This window comes from Escherichia sp. WS1450 (genome assembly GCF_046487395.1).
Classification (GTDB): Bacteria; Pseudomonadota; Gammaproteobacteria; order Enterobacterales; family Enterobacteriaceae; genus Escherichia; species Escherichia coli.
Genome location: NZ_JBJQJO010000028.1, coordinates 1 through 18,231 on the forward strand (window position 1 = coordinate 1; position 18,231 = coordinate 18,231).

Annotated in this window: 17 protein-coding genes and 1 pseudogene; 8 read left to right on the plus strand and 10 right to left on the minus strand. The window is 53.7% G+C overall.

The window, feature by feature from the left end; translation table 11 throughout:
* Positions 1-111: 111 nt before the first annotated feature.
* The 3 genes and pseudogenes from allB to glxK all read left to right on the plus strand — a co-directional run.
* A pseudogene (gene allB, locus ACJHYR_RS23080) lies at positions 112-981 on the plus strand (allantoinase AllB); the annotation flags it as partial.
* 56 nt (positions 982-1,037) lie between these two features.
* Positions 1,038-2,339, plus strand: a complete 1,302-nt coding sequence (locus ACJHYR_RS23085) for a uracil/xanthine transporter (protein ID WP_001302767.1) — start codon at positions 1,038-1,040, stop codon at positions 2,337-2,339.
* A 21-nt stretch (positions 2,340-2,360) separates the two neighbouring features.
* Positions 2,361-3,506 (plus strand): glycerate 3-kinase, encoded by a 1,146-nt coding sequence (glxK, locus tag ACJHYR_RS23090; protein WP_001586750.1) that lies wholly within the window; start codon positions 2,361-2,363, stop codon positions 3,504-3,506.
* 129 nt (positions 3,507-3,635) lie between these two features.
* Here the strand turns inward: glxK and allE are convergent, their stop codons facing one another.
* From allE to allD, 3 genes are read right to left on the minus strand one after another with little or no spacing between them, the layout of a single operon-like run.
* Positions 3,636-4,421: a (S)-ureidoglycine aminohydrolase gene (gene allE / locus ACJHYR_RS23095; protein WP_000540946.1), complete on the minus strand. Its 786-nt coding sequence runs from the start codon at positions 4,419-4,421 to the stop codon at positions 3,636-3,638.
* Positions 4,422-4,431: 10 nt separating this feature from the next.
* Positions 4,432-5,667, minus strand: coding sequence for an allantoate deiminase (gene allC, locus ACJHYR_RS23100; protein ID WP_001305525.1), 1,236 nt, complete (start codon positions 5,665-5,667; stop codon positions 4,432-4,434).
* Between the two features lie 21 nt (positions 5,668-5,688).
* A complete protein-coding gene (gene allD / locus ACJHYR_RS23105; RefSeq protein WP_000703886.1) occupies positions 5,689-6,738 on the minus strand; it encodes an ureidoglycolate dehydrogenase in 1,050 nt (349 codons plus the stop codon).
* A gap of 316 nt (positions 6,739-7,054) precedes the next feature.
* Between allD and ACJHYR_RS23110 the strand changes: the two genes are divergently transcribed.
* From ACJHYR_RS23110 to ACJHYR_RS23125, 4 genes are read left to right on the plus strand one after another with little or no spacing between them, the layout of a single operon-like run.
* A complete protein-coding gene (locus ACJHYR_RS23110; RefSeq protein ID WP_000580844.1) occupies positions 7,055-8,722 on the plus strand; it encodes an acyl-CoA synthetase FdrA in 1,668 nt (555 codons plus the stop codon).
* A gap of 9 nt (positions 8,723-8,731) precedes the next feature.
* Positions 8,732-9,991, plus strand: a complete 1,260-nt coding sequence (locus ACJHYR_RS23115) for a DUF1116 domain-containing protein (RefSeq protein WP_000495356.1) — start codon at positions 8,732-8,734, stop codon at positions 9,989-9,991.
* A gap of 10 nt (positions 9,992-10,001) precedes the next feature.
* Complete coding sequence (locus tag ACJHYR_RS23120) at positions 10,002-10,817, plus strand: DUF2877 domain-containing protein (RefSeq protein WP_001305526.1); 816 nt, start codon at positions 10,002-10,004, stop codon at positions 10,815-10,817.
* Positions 10,814-11,707 carry a carbamate kinase gene (locus ACJHYR_RS23125; RefSeq protein WP_000855403.1) on the plus strand — a complete coding sequence of 298 codons (894 nt, stop codon included), beginning with the start codon at positions 10,814-10,816 and terminating at the stop codon, positions 11,705-11,707. Before ACJHYR_RS23120 ends, ACJHYR_RS23125 begins: the two co-directional genes overlap by 4 nt.
* Positions 11,708-11,833: 126 nt before the next feature.
* Here the strand turns inward: ACJHYR_RS23125 and purK are convergent, their stop codons facing one another.
* The 4 genes from purK to ppiB form a co-directional block, all read right to left on the minus strand.
* Positions 11,834-12,901, minus strand: coding sequence for a 5-(carboxyamino)imidazole ribonucleotide synthase (gene purK, locus ACJHYR_RS23130; RefSeq protein WP_000815527.1), 1,068 nt, complete (start codon positions 12,899-12,901; stop codon positions 11,834-11,836).
* Positions 12,898-13,407 (minus strand): 5-(carboxyamino)imidazole ribonucleotide mutase, encoded by a 510-nt coding sequence (purE, locus tag ACJHYR_RS23135; RefSeq protein ID WP_001295318.1) that lies wholly within the window; start codon positions 13,405-13,407, stop codon positions 12,898-12,900. Before purE ends, purK begins: the two co-directional genes overlap by 4 nt.
* Before the next feature lie 117 nt (positions 13,408-13,524).
* Positions 13,525-14,247, minus strand: a complete 723-nt coding sequence (lpxH, locus tag ACJHYR_RS23140) for a UDP-2,3-diacylglucosamine diphosphatase (RefSeq protein WP_000212253.1) — start codon at positions 14,245-14,247, stop codon at positions 13,525-13,527.
* Positions 14,248-14,249: 2 nt separating this feature from the next.
* On the minus strand, positions 14,250-14,744 hold the full coding sequence (ppiB, locus tag ACJHYR_RS23145) for a peptidylprolyl isomerase B (protein WP_001586751.1): 495 nt from the start codon (positions 14,742-14,744) through the stop codon (positions 14,250-14,252).
* Positions 14,745-14,917: 173 nt separating this feature from the next.
* Here ppiB and cysS point away from each other — a divergent pair, with 173 nt between their 5' ends.
* Complete coding sequence (cysS, locus tag ACJHYR_RS23150) at positions 14,918-16,303, plus strand: cysteine--tRNA ligase (RefSeq protein ID WP_000912345.1); 1,386 nt, start codon at positions 14,918-14,920, stop codon at positions 16,301-16,303.
* A gap of 35 nt (positions 16,304-16,338) precedes the next feature.
* Here the strand turns inward: cysS and ACJHYR_RS23155 are convergent, their stop codons facing one another.
* The 3 genes from ACJHYR_RS23155 to folD form a co-directional block, all read right to left on the minus strand.
* Positions 16,339-16,860, minus strand: coding sequence for a metal-dependent hydrolase (locus tag ACJHYR_RS23155; protein ID WP_001586752.1), 522 nt, complete (start codon positions 16,858-16,860; stop codon positions 16,339-16,341).
* Positions 16,861-16,967: 107 nt separating this feature from the next.
* Positions 16,968-17,180, minus strand: a complete 213-nt coding sequence (ybcJ, locus tag ACJHYR_RS23160) for a ribosome-associated protein YbcJ (RefSeq protein WP_000190285.1) — start codon at positions 17,178-17,180, stop codon at positions 16,968-16,970.
* 1 nt (position 17,181) lies between these two features.
* On the minus strand, positions 17,182-18,048 hold the full coding sequence (gene folD / locus ACJHYR_RS23165) for a bifunctional methylenetetrahydrofolate dehydrogenase/methenyltetrahydrofolate cyclohydrolase FolD (protein WP_000729161.1): 867 nt from the start codon (positions 18,046-18,048) through the stop codon (positions 17,182-17,184).
* Between the last annotated feature and the right edge of the window lie 183 nt (positions 18,049-18,231).

Sequence of the window (18,231 nt, forward strand, 5' to 3'; positions counted from 1 at the left end):
ACCATACGAATCGCCCGCTGACGGACTTCGGGGGAAAAACGAGTATTTTTAGTCATCCTGTTTACCTCTTTCTCAGGGAGTTTAGTCTCCAGGATTTCCGGGGCGGTTCACAATGACTGGCAGTTCTTCAAAGGTGCGCAGAAGCTGGGCGAACTGGGACAGCCGGTGCTGGTGCACTGCGAAAACGCGCTGATCTGTGACGAACTGGGCGAAGAAGCGAAACGTGAAGGTCGCGTAACCGCACATGACTATGTGGCTTCGCGTCCGGTATTTACCGAAGTGGAAGCGATTCGCCGCGTGCTGTATCTGGCGAAAGTTGCTGGTTGCCGTCTGCACGTTTGCCATATCAGCAGCCCGGAAGGCGTTGAGGAAGTGACTCGTGCACGTCAGGAAGGCCAGGATGTTACCTGTGAATCCTGCCCGCATTACTTTGTGCTGGATACCGATCAGTTCGAAGAAATTGGCACCCTGGCGAAGTGTTCACCGCCGATCCGCGATCTGGAAAACCAGAAAGGCATGTGGGAAAAACTGTTTAACGGTGAAATCGACTGCCTGGTTTCCGACCACTCTCCATGCCCGCCGGAAATGAAAGCCGGTAACATTATGAAAGCATGGGGCGGTATCGCCGGTCTGCAAAGCTGCATGGACGTGATGTTCGATGAAGCGGTACAGAAACGCGGTATGTCTCTGCCGATGTTCGGCAAATTAATGGCGACTAACGCAGCAGATATTTTCGGTCTGCAGCAAAAAGGCCGTATCGCCCCAGGAAAAGATGCCGACTTCGTCTTCATTCAGCCGAATAGCAGCTATGTTCTTACCAATGACGATCTGGAATATCGCCACAAAGTCAGCCCGTATGTTGGCCGTACCATTGGCGCGCGTATCACGAAAACCATCTTACGTGGAGATGTGATTTACGACATCGAACAGGGCTTCCCTGTTGCGCCGAAAGGTCAATTTATCCTTAAACATCAGCAGTAATCTGGCCCCTGCAATGCCCGTCCTTGCGGCGGGCATTCTCCGGTTAAGGTGTGTTTATGTTCAATTTTGCAGTCAGCCGCGAAAGCCTGTTATCAGGATTTCAGTGGTTTTTCTTTATTTTTTGCAACACTGTTGTGGTTCCTCCTACGCTACTTTCTGCTTTTCAGTTGCCGCAAAGTAGCCTGCTTACGCTCACCCAATATGCTTTTCTTGCTACCGCACTGGCCTGCTTCGCTCAGGCGTTCTGCGGTCATCGTCGCGCTATTATGGAAGGACCGGGTGGCCTGTGGTGGGGAACCATCCTTACTATCACCCTTGGCGAAGCATCGCGCGGGACACCGATCAACGATATCGCTACCAGCCTGGCGGTGGGAATTGCGCTCTCTGGCGTGCTGACGATGTTGATTGGTTTTAGCGGATTAGGTCATCGTCTGGCGCGGTTATTTACGCCGTCGGTGATGGTCTTGTTTATGTTGATGCTGGGCGCGCAGCTGACCACTATCTTTTTCAAAGGTATGCTCGGGCTGCCGTTTGGCATAGCCGACCCGAATTTTAAAATTCAGTTACCGCCGTTCGCGCTCTCGGTGGCGGTGATGTGCCTGGTACTGGCGATGATTATCTTTCTGCCGCAACGTTTTGCCCGTTATGGCCTGCTGGTCGGTACCATAACCGGCTGGTTGTTGTGGTACTTTTGCTTTCCTTCTTCGCATTCGCTCTCCGGTGAGTTGCACTGGCAGTGGTTCCCGCTCGGCAGTGGCGGTGCTTTGTCGCCGGGGATTATTCTGACGGCGGTGATTACAGGTCTGGTAAATATCAGCAATACCTACGGTGCGATTCGTGGCACGGATGTTTTTTATCCGCAGCAGGGCGCGGGGAATACACGTTATCGTCGCAGCTTTGTGGCGACCGGATTTATGACGCTGATAACCGTGCCGCTGGCGGTAATTCCATTTTCACCGTTTGTTTCATCCATTGGTTTATTAACCCAGACTGGCGATTACACGCGGCGTTCGTTTATTTATGGCAGCGTTATTTGCCTGCTGGTGGCGCTGGTTCCGGCACTCACACGACTGTTTTGCAGTATCCCTTTACCCGTGAGTAGCGCGGTCATGCTGGTTTCTTATCTGCCTTTACTCTTTTCCGCGCTGGTGTTTAGCCAGCAAATCACGTTTACCGCTCGCAATATTTATCGACTCGCATTGCCGTTATTTGTCGGCATATTTTTAATGGCATTACCGCCTGTGTATCTGCAAGACCTTCCATTAACGCTTCGTCCTCTGCTCAGTAACGGCTTACTGGTCGGAATTTTACTGGCTGTTCTTATGGATAATCTTATTCCGTGGGAACGCATCGAATAATTTGTTGAAAAAGGATTGATAATGAAGATTGTCATTGCGCCAGACTCTTTTAAAGAGAGCTTAAGTGCAGAAAAATGTTGTCAGGCAATTAAAGCCGGGTTTTCGACCCTCTTTCCCGATGCGCACTATATCTGTTTGCCGATAGCGGATGGCGGCGAAGGGACGGTGGATGCGATGGTCGCCGCGACGGGCGGCAACATCGTGACGCTTGAAGTCTGCGGGCCGATGGACGAAACAGTGAATGCTTTTTATGGCCTTACCGGCGACGGGAAAACGGCGGTGATTGAGATGGCTGCGGCAAGCGGCCTGATGCTGGTCGCGCCTGAAAAGCGTAATCCGTTGCTGGCCTCGAGTTTTGGTACGGGGGAGTTAATTCGTCATGCGCTGGATAACGGCATTCGCCATATTATTCTCGGCATTGGCGGCAGTGCGACGGTCGACGGCGGTATGGGCATGGCGCAGGCGCTTGGTGTGCGTTTCCTTGATGCCGACGGTCAGGTGCTGGCGGCTAACGGCGGCAATTTAGCACGCGTGGCAAGTATTGAGATGGATGAATGCGATCCGCGTCTGGCAAATTGTCATATCGAAGTGGCGTGTGATGTTGATAACCCGCTGGTGGGGCCACGCGGTGCGGCGGCGGTGTTTGGTCCGCAAAAAGGGGCAACGCCGGAAATGGTCGAAGAGCTGGAGCAGGGGCTGCAAAATTACGCCCGTGTTTTACAACAGCAAACTGAAATCAACGTCTGCCAGATGGCGGGCGGCGGCGCGGCGGGCGGGATGGGCATTGCGGCGGCGGTATTCCTCAATGCGGATATTAAACCGGGTATTGAGATTGTACTGCGGGCGGTCAACCTGGAGCAGGCGGTGCAGGGTGCAGCGCTGGTGATCACCGGGGAAGGGCGCATCGATTCGCAAACGGCAGGTGGTAAAGCACCGCTGGGCGTGGCGTCGGTGGCGAAGCAGTTTAATGTCCCGGTGATTGGGATTGCTGGCGTATTGGGTGATGGCGTGGAAGTGGTGCACCAGTACGGCATTGACGCGGTGTTCAGCATTTTGCCACGTCTGGCACCTTTAGCCGAAGTGCTCGCCAGCGGTGAAACCAATCTCTTCAACAGCGCACGAAATATTGCCTGCGCCATTAAAATAGGTCAGGGAATTAAAAACTGACTCTTGCCATTAGAGCGGATGCATTTTATCCCGCATCCGTTTTTTACCTGAATTTACCGCAAAAAAAGCCACGGTATAAACCGTGGCAAAATCCAACATAGCTAAAAATAATCAGGCGAGTGGTATGACTTAAATCTCAACGTCGCGGTTGCAATCTTTTGAGTAAATATAACTAAACGCTTCACCACGCCCTACGCCATAACCGGCCTGTAAGGAATAAGCGCCCATAAAGATGTAATCGCCTTTTTTCACCGGGATCCAGTTATTGTCGAGGTTATAAACCCCCTGACCGGAAAGAATATAGGCACCGTGTTCCTGGACGTGAGTTTCGATATAACCGTGGCTGGCACCTGGCGCAAAAGAGAGGATATGCATGTTCATATCAAAACCTAACTCTTTGGGCAGAAAATCCAGCAGAATAACATCGTCCATGCCTTCATAATGAATGCGTTCGAGTTCGCTGGCATTGCCAGAAACCAGCCACGGCGCATGACCTTCTACCGGAACATAGCGACGCTTATATAAAAAGATTTGGCTGTCTTCGGCCTGGGCGTTAACAAACGTCATTAAGGAGCCTGGTGGGCAATAAAGATAGCCACCTTCGCTTAAGGCAAATGTTTTACCTTCGGCTTTGGCAGTGATATTTCCAGAGATCACATACAGGAACGTTTCAATGCCTTCGCCCCCGAAGCCCTGTTGGTTGCCACCGTTTTGATGCAGTGTGACCAGATAATCAACAAAAGAGGCACCCAGCTTTGGCGTGGAGAGGATTGTCGCGTCACAATTTTCAAAGCCCGGAATAATATTTTTTACCAGACCGTCCGGGGTTAGCAGCGCGAAATTACCGTGTTTCACAATCGCACGGTTAGCCAGTAAATCATCGCGGTAACCGGTGACGTTATTTAAATATCCCATTTATAACTCCTTATTTCTGCCAGGCAAGTTGATAAAGCATGAGTGCCAACGTTTTGACCCCTTCGGCAAGGTCGGTAATATTGGTGCGTTCTGCCGGGTTATGGCTGATCCCGTTGATGCTGGGGATAAAAATCATGCAGGTCGGCACGCGCGGCGCGAAAATTTGTGCGTCGTGCCCGGCACCACTGTGCATCACCCGGTAATTCAGTTTTTCGCGTTCACACAATTCTGTCAGGGTGGCGACCAGTTCCTTGTTCATCGGCACGGGTTCTTCGTCCATCCATAAATCGATATCAATACCAATGTCCATTTCATCGCAAATCGCCCGCATGTCGTTTTCTAACTGTTGGGTGAAATCGCGCAGCACGGCAGCATCGGTATGGCGACAATCAATGGTGAACGTGGTTTTACCCGGCACCACATTCACCGTATTCGGGCGCGGCTCTACTTTGCCAAAGGTCAGAACCAGCGGATCGCCCATCTTTTTCGCTTTTTCGACAGACTGATGGCAAATGCGACTGAAAGCGTAAACCGTATCACGACGATAACCCATCGGCGTGGTGCCTGCATGGTTTGATTCGCCGTTCAGCGTCACCGTATAGCGACGCTGCCCGACAATTGCATTCACCACGCCAATTGACTGCCCATTGCTTTCCAGCACACAGCCCTGTTCAATATGCAGTTCAACAAAGGCTTTAATATCCTGACGCGGAGTTAGTGGGGCGTTCGGCAGAGTAAATCCGCAAGCCTTCATCGCATCGACAAAACTATTTCCTTTGGCATCACAGATATTCCGCACGTCGTCAGGATTCGCCAGCCCAAAGATATTTTTACTGCCCCAGAAGACATACGGGAAGCGGCTGCCTTCTTCTTCTGCCATCGCCACCACTTCGACCGTACGTAACGGCGCGCCGTATTGCGTTTTCAGCCAGTCAATTGCCAGCCACGCCGCCAGCGCGCCGAATTGCCCGTCGAGGTTACCGCCGTTAACCACGGTATCGATATGCGAACCGCTCAGAACCACTTCTTGTGGATATTCGGTGCCACTCAGGCGACCATATAAATTCCCCACTTCATCGAAACGTGTTTCCAGCCCGCTTGCTGCCATTCTTTTTTTAAATTGCTGCTGAGTTTCCAGCCATTCCGGCGAATAAAGTAAACGGGTCATCCCACCCGTTGGGTCAGCGCCAAAAGAGGAAAGCCAGGGCAGCGTTTCTTCTATGGCTTGACGGAAATGTGTAATCATAAGAAAGTCCTGTCTCAATAATTATTGCGCAAAGGGATTTTTCGTTTCGTATGACGTGTTATAAAGCGCGTCAGAAATTAAATACTGGTAAATATCATCAACAATTTCGATGCCTTCGACGGCGGCTTTGCGTTGTTTAATATCCTGATCCTGTCCGGGATAATAAACCTGGTTAAAACCGGGCGCGGGGGTTATGGCATTTAATTCGCGCATGGTCTGGCTAAGATGTTGACGGAATAGTTCGCTGGAGGAGAAAAAGTTCGGGTTAATAACGATATGTAATTGCCCCAAATTACGCCCGGCGTGTAAATCGTCATACATCGAACTAACCTGTCGCCCGAACGGTAAACCGAGTAAGACGCCTGAGAGGACGTCAATCATCATCATCAGGCCATACCCTTTCGGTCCGGCGGCAGGGAGCAGGGCGTTAACTGCAAATGGATCGGTTGTTGGTGCTCCGTTTTTATCGACCGCCCAGGTATCCGGGATAGACATATTACGCGAGCGGGCGTCGAGCACTTTTCCCCATGCCTGTACGGTAGTCGCCATATCAAAGGTAAGGATCTCGTCGCCTTCTCCCGGCGCGGCAAAGGCCAGTGGGTTAGTACCGTAGTAAATTTCCGCGCCGCCAAACGGCACCACCATTGGATCGGACTGGCACATCGAAATGCCAATTAACCCGGCGCGAGCTGCCTGCTGTACAAAATAAGAGATTGCGCCGCTGTGACCCATCCGGCTGATACCGACCACCGCAACGCCTTTTTGCTGGGCGGTTTTGATGGCATGTTCCATACCCATTTTCGCCGCGACCTGTCCGGCAGCATTGTCGGCATGTAAAATTGCCGAACACGGCCCGGTTTCCTCAAGACGAAACTCCGGTTCGCGGTTGGTGCCGCCTTTTGAAATGCGTTCCGCGTAGTATTCCACGCGCACCGCGCCATGAGAGTGGATCCCTCTGGCATCGGCGTAAACCAATACTTCAGCCACGGTTGCAGCGTGCTCACGTTTTAACCCAGCCTGGCAGAGTTTATTCTCGATTAGCTGGTGGAGTGTTTCCCGACTGATTTTCATCTGTCTTCCTTTTTAACGACGGTGTGAAGCATGACTGCAATTAACATACAGGGAAAATATCTGGATTATGTGATCCAGACAGGCAAAAAAATATAGTTAGAATTTATTTGATAATCCGCTCGCTTTTAACCTGGTTTTTAAAACAACCACGCTTATTAAAAAATAACACGTAATAGCCTGGCGGTTATTTGAATTCTTTTGTTAATAATCCCTATGTGATATTCATCACCTTATTTACTCGTTGTCATCGATACCGTAATCGCCACATTAACACTGCTCGTGCAATTGCCATGGGTGCAATTTTTAAGGAGTTGTTATGATCCACGCCTTTATTAAAAAAGGGTGTTTTCAGGATTCGGTCAGTTTAATGATTATTTCACGAAAACTCAGCGAATCAGAAAATGTTGATGATGTTTCCGTAATGATGGGTACGCCCGCCAATAAAGCGTTATTAGATACCACAGGTTTCTGGCATGACGATTTTAATAACGCCACGCCGAACGATATTTGCGTGGCAATTCGTAGCGAAGCGGCGGATGCGGGGATCGCGCAGGCGATTATGCAACAGCTTGAAGAGGCGCTAAAACAACTGGCGCAGGGTTCAGGCAGCAGCCAGGCGTTGACGCAGGTGCGTCGCTGGGACAGTGCCTGTCAGAAATTACCCGACGCCAGTCTGGCGCTGATTTCAGTGGCTGGCGAGTATGCGGCGGAGCTGGCGAATCAGGCGCTGGATCGCAACCTCAACGTGATGATGTTCTCTGATAACGTCACGCTGGAAGATGAAATCCAACTTAAAACCCGCGCGCGGGAAAAAGGCTTGCTGGTGATGGGGCCGGACTGCGGTACGTCGATGATTGCCGGCACGCCGCTGGCTTTTGCTAACGTGATGCCGGAAGGCAACATTGGCGTCATTGGCGCTTCCGGTACCGGGATTCAGGAGCTGTGCTCACAGATTGCGCTGGCAGGGGAGGGTATTACCCACGCGATTGGTCTTGGCGGGCGCGACCTCAGCCGTGAAGTGGGCGGCATCAGTGCGCTAACGGCGCTGGAAATGCTCAGCGCAGACGAGAAAAGCGAAGTGCTGGCATTTGTTTCAAAACCACCTGCCGAAGCTGTGCGTCTGAAAATTGTTAATGCCATGAAAGCAACTGGCAAACCGACGGTGGCGCTGTTTTTAGGTTATACCCCGGCGGTGGCCCGCGACGAGAATGTCTGGTTTGCCTCCTCGCTTGATGAGGCCGCACGCCTGGCTTGCCTGCTTTCACGCGTCACGGCGCGACGTAACGCAATAGCACCTGTCAGCAGCGGATTTATTTGCGGTTTGTATACCGGCGGTACGCTGGCTGCTGAAGCGGCGGGATTACTTGCCGGACACCTTGGCGTGGAAGCCGACGATACCCATCAACATGGCATGATGCTCGACGCCGACGGACATCAGATCCTCGACCTGGGCGATGATTTTTACACCGTCGGGCGTCCCCATCCGATGATCGACCCGACCTTACGCAACCTGTTAATTGCCGATCTCGGCGCTAAACCGCAAGTGCGCGTGTTGCTGCTTGATGTCGTGATTGGCTTCGGTGCGACTGCCGATCCTGCCGCCTCGCTGGTGAGCGCCTGGCAAAAAGCCTGTGCCGCGCGTCCAGACAATCAACCACTGTATGCCATTGCCACGGTGACAGGCACCGAACGTGACCCGCAATGCCGCTCGCAACAAATCGCCACGCTGGAAGATGCGGGGATCGCGGTCGTGAGTTCGCTGCCGGAAGCCACCTTGCTGGCGGCAGCGTTAATTCATCCGCTCTCGCCTGCCACACAGCAACACACACCGTCATTACTGGAAAACGTCGCCGTGATTAACATCGGATTACGCAGCTTTGCGCTGGCGCTACAAAGCGCCAGCAAACCGGTTGTGCATTACCAATGGTCGCCAGTCGCCGGCGGCAATAAAAAACTGGCTCGTTTATTAGAACGTTTGCAATAAGGGGTTCCCATGTTTACATCAGTGGCGCAAGCCAATGCTGCGGTTATCGAACAAATTCGTCGTGCTCGTCCACACTGGCTGGATGTGCAACCGGCTTCTTCACTTATCAGCGAACTAAACGAGGGCAAAACACTGCTTCACGCCGGGCCGCCAATGTGCTGGCAGGAGATGACCGGACCCATGAAAGGGGCATGTGTGGGCGCATGTCTGTTTGAAGGCTGGGCGAAAGATGAAGCGCAGGCGCTGGCAATGCTGGATCAGGGGGAAGTGAACTTCATTCCTTGTCACCATGTGAATGCCGTCGGGCCAATGGGCGGCATTACTTCTGCCAGTATGCCGATGCTGGTGGTCGAGAACGTGACCGACGGCAACCGGGCGTACTGCAACCTCAACGAAGGTATCGGCAAAGTGATGCGTTTTGGCGCTTACGGCGAAGATGTCCTGACTCGCCATCGCTGGATGCGCGATGTGTTAATGCCAGTATTAAGCGCGGCGCTGGGGCGCATGGAGCGCGGTATCGATCTCACCGCGATGATGGCGCAGGGCATTACCATGGGCGATGAGTTCCATCAACGCAATATTGCTTCCTCAGCACTGTTAATGCGTACGCTGGCCCCACAAATTGCTCGCCTCGATCATGATAAACAGCACATTGCGGAAGTGATGGATTTCCTCAGCGTGACCGATCAGTTCTTCCTCAACCTCGCGATGGCCTACTGCAAGGCGGCGATGGATGCTGGCGCGATGATCCGCTCAGGCAGCATCGTCACGGCTATGACCCGCAACGGCAATATGTTCGGGATTCGGGTCAGCGGGCTGGGCGAACGCTGGTTTACTGCGCCTGTAAACACTCCCCAAGGTCTGTTTTTCACCGGTTTCTCGCAGGAGCAGGCGAACCCGGATATGGGCGATAGCGCAATTACCGAAACCTTTGGTATTGGCGGAGCGGCGATGATCGCAGCGCCTGGCGTAACGCGCTTTGTCGGTGCGGGTGGCATGGAAGCGGCCAGAGCGGTATCTGAAGAGATGGCGGAAATCTTCCTTGAACGCAATATGCAGTTGCAGATCCCCGGCTGGGATTTTCAGGGCGCGTGCCTGGGGCTGGATATTCGTCGCGTGGTAGAAACCGGCATTACGCCACTCATCAATACCGGTATCGCCCATAAAGAGGCGGGGATCGGGCAGATTGGCGCAGGCACTGTGCGGGCACCGCTGGCGTGCTTTGAACAGGCGCTGGAAGCACTGGCTGAAAGCATGGGGATTGGTTGAGGAACGCACAATGACGATCATCCATCCTCTGCTTGCCAGCCGTAGTGCACCGAATTATCGCCAGTCCTGGCGGTTAGCGGGCGTGTGGCGGCGGGCGATTAACCTGATGACGGAAAGCGGTGAATTGTTAACACTGCATCGTCAGGGTAGTGGTTTCGGCCCCGGAGGATGGGTGCTTCGCCGCGCGCAATTCGATGCGTTATGCGGTGGATTATGCGGCAATGAACAACCGCAGGTTGTGGCACAAGGGATTCGCCTCGGACGTTTCACGGTTAAACAGCCACAGCGTTATTGTTTGCTGCGTATTACGCCGCCTGCGCATCCTCAACCGCTTGCAGCGGCATGGATGCAACGCGCGGAGGAAACCGGGCTTTTCGGGCCACTGGCGTTGGCGGCAGGCGATCCGCTTCCTGCTGAATTACGCCAGTTTCGCCACTGTTTTCAGGCCGCGCTCAATGGCGTGAAGACCGACTGGCGGCACTGGCTGGGCAAAGGTCCGGGATTAACGCCGAGTCATGATGACACGCTGAGCGGAATGCTGCTGGCGGCCTGGTATTATGGCGCTTTAGATACGCGCTCCGGTCGCCAGTTTTTTGCCTGTTCCGACAATCTTCAACTCGTTACCACAGCGGTGAGCGTCAGTTATTTACGTTATGCCGCGCAAGGATATTTCGCCTCGCCACTCCTGCACTTTGTCCATGCTCTGAGTTGCCCGAAACGTACCGCTGTTGCGATTGATTCGCTGCTGGCGCTGGGGCATACGTCAGGGGCAGATACGCTGCTGGGGTTCTGGCTTGGTCAACAATTATTACAAGGAAAACCATGAAAACACTGGTTGTGGCTCTTGGGGGCAACGCCTTACTCCAGCGCGGCGAAGCGCTGACGGCAGAAAATCAATATCGCAATATTGCCAGTGCTGTACCCGCGTTGACGCGCCTGGCCCGTTCTTATCGGCTGGCGATTGTTCACGGCAACGGGCCGCAGGTGGGGCTGCTGGCGTTACAGAATCTGGCGTGGAAAGAGGTAGAACCGTATCCGCTGGATGTGCTGGTAGCGGAAAGCCAGGGGATGATTGGCTATATGCTGGCGCAGAGCTTGAGCGCACAGCCGCAGATGCCGCCTGTCACGACGGTGCTGACGCGCATTGAGGTTTCGCCTGATGATCCGGCGTTTTTGCAGCCAGAGAAGTTTATCGGTCCGGTTTATCAGCCAGAAGAACAAGAGGCACTGGAAGCGGCTTATGGCTGGCAGATGAAACGTGATGGTAAATATTTGCGCCGGGTGGTGGCGTCTCCGCAACCGCGTAAAATTCTCGACAGCGAAGCCATTGAGTTGTTGCTCAAAGAGGGGCATGTGGTGATTTGCAGTGGCGGCGGCGGTGTGCCTGTGACGAAAGACGGGGCAGGGAGTGAAGCAGTGATTGATAAAGATCTCGCCGCTGCGTTGCTCGCTGCGCAGATTAACGCCGATGGGCTGGTGATCCTCACCGATGCTGACGCGGTTTATGAAAACTGGGGAACGCCGCAGCAACGCGCCATTCGCCGTGCCACACCGGATGAGTTAGCGCCATTTGCCAAAGCCGATGGTTCGATGGGGCCGAAGGTAACGGCGGTGAGTGGCTATGTCAGAAGCCGTGGCAAACCTGCGTGGATTGGGGCGTTATCGCGGATTGAAGAGACGCTGGCGGGCGAAGCGGGGACCTGTATTTCGCTGTAGTCGTAGGCATTAGACATTTGTGCCTGATGCGACGCTTGACGCGTCTTATCAGGCCTACAATGGGTACCGGAGCGTTAAGCCGGATAAGGCGTTCACGCCGAATCCGGTAAGAATATGTGCACCAGGTTAACTGAACTTACTCTGCGCCCAAATCACGCCACTGGCATACTCCGGCGGCAGCAGCGGGATTAAGGCTTCCAGCGTCGCGGTCAGACGCGATGTGTCGCTGTCGGTCAAATTCAGATGCCCCACTTTACGCCCCGGACGGACTTCTTTGTCGTACCAGTGCAGATGCACTAGCGGCAGTTTCAGCCAGTCATAATTCACATCGCTACCAATCAGGTTGATCATCACCGACGGGCTATTCACTACCGGTTGCGGTAACGGCAGATCGGTAATCGCCCGCAGATGCAGCTCAAACTGGCTGATGCTGGCACCGTTTTGCGTCCAGTGACCACTGTTATGCACACGCGGAGCTAGTTCGTTGATCAGCAGACCTTGCGGGGTGACAAAACACTCCATCGCCATCACGCCCACATAGCCCAGCTCCTGCATAATCGCCGACAGCATCTCTTCGGCCTGCGCCTGCTGCTGCGCGTTGGCCTGCGGGAAAGCGACGCTGGTGCGCAAAATACCGTCCTGATGCAGGTTATGCGTCAGCGGATAAAACACGGTGCTACCATCAAAGCCGCGCGCGCCAACCAGCGACACTTCGCCAGAGAAGTTTATGCCCTGCTCGACAATACATTCGCCGTAGCATTCAGCCGGTAACTGTTCGGTTTCATCGGCGCGTAAACGCCATTGACCGCGTCCGTCATAGCCACCAGTGCGACGCTTAACAATCGCCAGCTCACCTAAACGATCAAACACCGCAGGCCACTCGCTGCGATCGGCAAGTAACTGCCACGGTGCGGTCGGTAGGTGAAGCTTGTCGAAAAGCTGCTTCTGAGTCAGACGGTCAGCAATAATCGGGAATACATCGCGGTTCACAAAGGCCGGATGGCGCGCCAGCTCGCGGGTTAATGCGGTTTCCGGCCAGCGTTCGATCTCAGCGGTAATCACACTTTGTTGAAAAGGCACCGCCGCCGGTTCAGCGTCCAGCCCGACTGGCCAGACAGCAATGCCTAACGGTTCGCCTGCCTGACGCAGCATACGGCCTAACTGCCCGTTACCGAGGACGCAAACCTGTTTCATGCCGCACCTCGCGGGTCCGGGTTTTCCAGCACTTCGTCAGTCTGGGCTTTGCGCCAGTCATTCAGACGCTGGTGCAGTTCTTTATCATGAGTCGCAAGAATTTGTGCTGCCAGTAACGCCGCGTTTGCCGCGCCAGCTTTACCAATCGCCAGCGTACCCACCGGAATGCCGCGTGGCATTTGTACGATGGAGTAGAGGCTATCGACACCGCTCAGTGCGGCGCTCTGTACTGGCACGCCCAGCACCGGCACCAGCGTTTTGGCGGCAATCATACCTGGCAGGTGCGCTGCGCCGCCTGCGCCCGCAATAATCACCTGATAACCGTTCTCTTCGGCGCTTTCGGCGAAGCTGAACAGTTTATCGGGGGTGCGGTGAGCAGAAACCACTTCAACGTGGTGCGGGACATTCAGGATTTCGAAGATTTCGGCGGCGAACTGCATGGTAGCCCAGTCGCTTTTGGACCCCATCACGATGGCGACACGCGCCGGATTATTGCGGGAAGACATGCGTCTTAAAACTCCTGTGGTGCACAACTCTCGGCTTTAGAGGGTACAGAGAATAGCACGGAAAGAGAGCAAGGAAAACGGTTGCGTGGCTGTGAAATCAGCAAAGTTGCGGGTTTTTTAAAACGGAAAATGAATCAGCTCAACGTCATCCGCCGTGACTTTCACCATTGAACCTTCAGTATGCCAGGCTCCCAGCACGACGCGGAAAGCAGGTTGCTGATTGGCGATAAGTTCATGTACTGCCGGGCGATGGGTATGCCCGTGAATCAGCCATTGCACCTGATGTTTTTCCATCGCACTGACTACCGCGTTTTGGTTAACGTCCATGATCGCCAGCGATTTACTGCTGTTGGCTTCTTTGCTGTTCGCTCGCATTCGCGCGGCAATGCGTTTGCGCACAAACAACGGCAGGGCGAGGAATAGCGTTTGCAGCCAGGGTTTGTGGACTTTGGCGCGAAAAGCCTGATAACCGGCGTCATCGGTGCACAGCGTGTCGCCATGCATAATCAATACCCGGCGACCATACAGTTCGAGCACCTTTTCTTCCGGCAATAACGTCATGCCGCTTTCACGGGCAAAGCGTTTGCCGAGCAGAAAATCACGGTTGCCATGAATGAAATAACAGGGAACACCGGAATCGGACACCGCTTTGATCGCTGCCGCCATCTGGCGATGGAGTGGGTTGGGATCGTCGTCGCCAATCCACGCTTCAAACAGATCGCCAAGAATATACAGCGCGTCGGCCTTGCGGGCTTCTCCCGCTAAAAAACGCAGAAAACCGGCGGTGATCGCCGGTTCTTCCACGCAGAGATGAAGATCTGCAATAAAGAGTGTCGCCACGATTACTCGCTAACGGTCACGCTTTTAATGATGACATCTTCTTTTGGCACGTCCTGATGCATACCGCTACGACCGGTTGCGACACCTTTGATTTTGTCTACCACGTCCATGCCTTCAACCACTTCAGCAAACACGCAGTAGCCCCAACCTTGCAGGCTTTCGCCAGAGAAGTTCAGGAAGTCGTTATCAACCACGTTGATGAAGAACTGTGCAGTTGCAGAGTGCGGTGCCTGAGTACGGGCCATTGCCAGTGTACCACGGGTATTTTTCAGACCGTTGTTGGCTTCGTTTTTGATCGGTTCTTTGGTGGCTTTTTGTTTCATGCCCGGTTCAAAACCGCCGCCCTGAATCATAAAGCCGTTGATAACACGGTGGAAAATGGTGTTGTTGTAAAAACCTTCGCGGCAGTAGTCCAGGAAGTTTTTAACTGTTTCAGGTGCTTTATCGTCAAAAGTTTTGATGACAATATCGCCGTGATTGGTGTGGAAAGTAACCATTTTTGCATCCTGTTCCGTTTGATTGGTGCTTCAACCCGGTTCGGGTCATATATAGGGTGGTGTTATAGCATAACCGCACGATCGGATCATCTCGCAATGTATGCTGATTCGCGCGGGAAATATGGGTATTATACGCAACTCAATTACCCACACATGTCTAAACGGAATCTTCGATGCTAAAAATCTTCAATACTCTGACACGCCAAAAAGAGGAATTTAAGCCTATTCACGCCGGGGAAGTCGGCATGTACGTGTGTGGAATCACCGTTTACGATCTCTGTCATATCGGTCACGGGCGTACCTTTGTTGCCTTTGACGTGGTCGCGCGCTATCTGCGTTTCCTCGGCTATAAGCTGAAGTATGTGCGCAACATTACTGATATCGACGACAAAATCATCAAACGCGCCAATGAAAATGGCGAAAGCTTTGTGGCGCTGGTGGATCGCATGATCGCCGAAATGCACAAAGATTTTGATGCTTTGAACATTCTGCGCCCGGATATGGAGCCGCGTGCGACGCACCATATCGCCGAAATTATTGAACTCACTGAACAACTGATCGCCAAAGGTCACGCTTATGTGGCGGACAACGGCGACGTGATGTTCGACGTCCCGACCGATCCGACATATGGCGTGCTGTCGCGTCAGGATCTCGACCAGCTGCAGGCAGGCGCGCGCGTTGACGTGGTCGACGACAAACGCAACCCGATGGATTTCGTTCTGTGGAAGATGTCGAAAGAGGGCGAACCGAGCTGGCCGTCTCCGTGGGGCGCGGGCCGTCCTGGCTGGCACATTGAATGTTCGGCAATGAACTGCAAGCAGCTGGGTAACCACTTTGATATCCACGGCGGCGGTTCAGACCTGATGTTCCCGCACCACGAAAACGAAATCGCGCAGTCCACCTGTGCCCATGATGGTCAGTATGTGAATTACTGGATGCACTCCGGGATGGTGATGGTTGACCGCGAGAAGATGTCCAAATCGCTGGGTAACTTCTTTACCGTGCGCGATGTGCTGAAATACTACGATGCTGAAACCGTGCGTTACTTCCTGATGTCGGGCCACTATCGCAGCCAGCTGAACTACAGCGAAGAGAACCTGAAGCAGGCGCGTGCGGCGCTGGAGCGTCTCTACACTGCGCTGCGCGGCACCGATAAAACCGTTGCGCCTGCGGGTGGTGAAGCGTTTGAAGCGCGCTTTATTGAAGCGATGGACGACGATTTCAACACCCCGGAAGCCTATTCCGTACTGTTTGATATGGCGCGTGAAGTGAACCGTCTGAAAGCAGAAGATATGGCAGCGGCGAATGCAATGGCATCTCACCTGCGTAAACTTTCCGCTGTATTGGGCCTGCTGGAGCAAGAACCGGAAGCGTTCCTGCAAAGCGGCGCGCAGGCAGACGACAGCGAAGTGGCTGAGATTGAAGCGTTAATTCAACAGCGTCTGGATGCCCGTAAAGCGAAAGACTGGGCGGCGGCAGATGCGGCGCGTGACCGTCTGAATGAGATGGGGATCGTGCTGGAAGATGGCCCGCAAGGGACCACCTGGCGTCGTAAGTAATTGCGCTATTGCCGGATGCGAGTTTTCGCATCCGGTTATCGCCTGCGCCACCACAACATTCCCATCAGTAGCATCCCCGGCAACCACACCCACATTAATTCAGAAATAATCACCTGATGCCCGTACGGCGTGGTGTAACGAGACAATGCAAACGGCGCGACTTTAATCACCTGCCAGGGGGCGAAAAAGCGTTCATCTGACCACGGCCACAGCCAGCCAACCCCTTTACCACCAGTGGTTACAGAATCCAGCAAGCTGTGCGATAGCAACGAGACGGTTAAAAACACCCAGCAGCGAATCAGCCCAGCCCTGAACCATCGGCGTCCAATCAGCACACATAACAGCGGGACAACAAACGCAAACACCAGCGAATGGGTAAACCCGCGATGACCAAAAACATTGCCATAAGCAACGCCAAATTTAAACGACAACACGTCGGCATCGGGCAGCATCGCCAGGATGATTCCGGCAAATAACAGACGCGGAGGGATGACTTTCGAACCCAACCCTAAAGCAATGCAAAGGGGAACGGCGGCGTGCGTAACAACGGTTGGCATGATGGTCGCTTCGGCAAAATGTCGATGCTATCAGCATGGATGAACGGGGCGTAGAGGGCAAAAGTCTGAAAAGAGAACCGGCCTGTTGTTACAGGCCGGGAAAGGGATCAGGCAACAACCTGTATGCTGTGACCGGCAAAACTCACTGTCTGCCCGGCAACGATTTTGCAGCGTTTGCGCGTTTCAACCGCACCGTCGACTTTCACCTGGCCTTCGGCAATCGCGATTTTCGCCTGCGCGCCGCTTTCGCTCCAGCCTTCCAGTTTCAGCAAGTCGCACAGCTCAACGTGCGGATGTTTACCTAAAGAAAATGTCGCCATGTTACTCACCCTGTGGATCATGATATTCAACGCACGCCTGTAGCGTGTTTTCAATCAGCGTGGCAACCGTCATCGGGCCAACGCCGCCGGGAACAGGCGTAATGTATGAGGCGCGTTTAGCCGCGTCTTCAAACACGACGTCGCCCACAACTTTGCCATTTTCCAGACGGTTGATGCCGACATCAATCACAATTGCGCCTTCTTTGATCCAGTCACCGGGAATAAAGCCTGGCTTACCGACGGCAACGATCAATAGATCGGCATTTTCTACGTGGTGACGCAGATTTTTAGTGAAACGGTGAGTCACGGTAGTGGTGCAACCTGCCAGTAGCAGTTCCATGCTCATCGGGCGGCCAACGATATTCGATGCGCCAATCACCACGGCGTTGAGGCCGAAGGTATCAATGTTGTAACGCTCAAGCAGCGTGACAATACCGCGCGGGGTGCAGGGACGCAGACGCGGCGCGCGCTGGCACAGGCGACCGACGTTATAAGGATGGAAACCGTCTACGTCTTTGTCCGGGTGTATACGTTCCAGCACTTTGACGTTATCAATACCCGCCGGTAACGGCAGTTGAACCAGAATGCCATCGATGGTGTTGTCGGCATTCAGCGTATCGATAAGCTCCAGCAGCTCCGCTTCGCTGGTGGTTTCCGGGAGGTCGTAAGAGCGGGAGACGAACCCGACTTCTTCACAAGCCTTGCGTTTGCTTGCGACATAAATTTGCGATGCAGGGTTACTACCCACCAGCACAACGGCCAGTCCTGGTGCCCGCAGTCCGGCTGCAATACGCGCCTGAACTTTTTGAGCAACTTCAGAGCGCACCTGCTGCGCAATCGTTTTACCGTCAATAATCTTTGCTGCCATCAGAGAGAGGATTCCATCTGTTACGTAGGTCGAAGGGGATGCGCCTATTTTGTCAGAAGCGGGGCGCGCTGTCAGGTTTCGTTTCAGATTTATCGTGTGAAGCGACCTCGTTCGAAGGTGAGGCGCACTGTCGCTGAGATTGAAAGCTTCATTTTTCGTCCATGATGGCGTTGTAAATCTGGA